The organism is Plesiomonas sp. (genome assembly GCF_051650925.1).
Lineage (GTDB): Bacteria > Pseudomonadota > Gammaproteobacteria > Enterobacterales > CAMTGL01 > Plesiomonas.
In genome coordinates, this window is the sequence record NZ_JBOFRH010000009.1 from 1 (window position 1) to 1,106 (window position 1,106).

Annotated in this window: 2 protein-coding genes; one reads left to right on the forward strand and one right to left on the reverse strand. The window is 46.6% G+C overall.

Annotation, left to right across the window (positions count from 1 at the left end; translation table 11 throughout):
• The coding region (locus tag ACRC27_RS00130) for a hypothetical protein (protein ID WP_438638763.1) at positions 1-189 on the reverse strand (189 nt) is incomplete at its 3' end.
• A 207-nt stretch (positions 190-396) separates the two neighbouring features.
• On the opposite strand from ACRC27_RS00130, the gene ACRC27_RS00135 reads away from it, so the two are divergent.
• Positions 397-1,089 carry a DUF2987 domain-containing protein gene (locus tag ACRC27_RS00135; RefSeq protein ID WP_438638764.1) on the forward strand — a complete coding sequence of 231 codons (693 nt, stop codon included), beginning with the start codon at positions 397-399 and terminating at the stop codon, positions 1,087-1,089.
• The last annotated feature ends 17 nt before the right edge of the window (positions 1,090-1,106 follow it).

A 1,106-nucleotide genomic window follows, 5' to 3' on the forward strand; every position in this document is an offset into this window, starting at 1 on the left:
GTTAACCAAAGACGCCACTGGATATAAAAAAGAGCGCGAATGATAATGGTAACTGCCCAGAAATAAAAGGCGTTTTCCCCTTATCGGCGCAATTTTCCTCTTTTCACTGCGAAAGCTCAAATGATAGTTTGCGCCCATATATTTGCCATTGGACGTTTCGCGGTACAAACCGGCACCTTGCAGTGCCACATGCTGTCACCGCCATTTTCAACTTGGCGTGTAACTCATCAATTATGTGTTACACGGGGTTTGCCTATCACGATACAGCCATCACTTACACAACAATTACTTATACAGCTATCACTTAGAGAACTCAGGAAGAGCGGTAGAAAGCCGTTCGCTCTGTTATTATGCTGTATACAAGGAAGTCATACCGACAAGGGAGTAAAGGGACTGATGGCATTCTTCTTTTCTGCGCGAATGACCGCATATGTGGCTGCTGCATTAACGTTGTTACCCTGTACGGCTGTGCAAGCTGTCACGCAGGTCTTTGAATACAAAAATTTTTATGACGACCCAATGCGTATAGCGGCGGCAGATAAGCCCGCGCTGCAAGCGCGTCTCGCATATTTCCTAGTTAGCCCGCAAAACGGCCAAACCTGCCAGATTCGCCAGATTGTGATGTCATCCGGTCGGCATCAGGAAGTGTTGCAGCCCGGCGCAAATCAGGAGATCAAAATCCCGCTGGATACCAATTTGCGCAGCCTTAACCCAAATCTGACGATGGATATCAACGCGGAGCAGCCGTGCAGTTTGTCTGTACAAGTGGTTAGCACGTTGCCGATGACGACGCAGATAGAAGGTAAGCAACTGGCCGCATTGGTAAAAGATATGAACGAGGTTTATCAACGCCTTGGCACTTTTGTCACCCGCCGTTATATGCCGCATGTCTCGGGGTTGGTGCTGCACTTTCCGGTGGCGGATGGCAAGGTTCTTGGAACTACATCAAAAAATCCGCTTTATATACAAAATCATATTTTGACCCTGAATACGGAACAAATGGTAAATATAGAGACAGATTTACTTACATTTCCGGCCATTCCAGAAAAAATAACACCGTTTATTCAGCAGCATTCGACAAAAAACTGACTTGCCGCAATTCTTGC

Coding starts and splice junctions, on each gene's coding strand:
- ACRC27_RS00135 (WP_438638764.1), top strand. CDS start 397: ATGGCATTCTTCTTTTCTGCGCGAATGACCGCATATGTGGCTGCTGCA.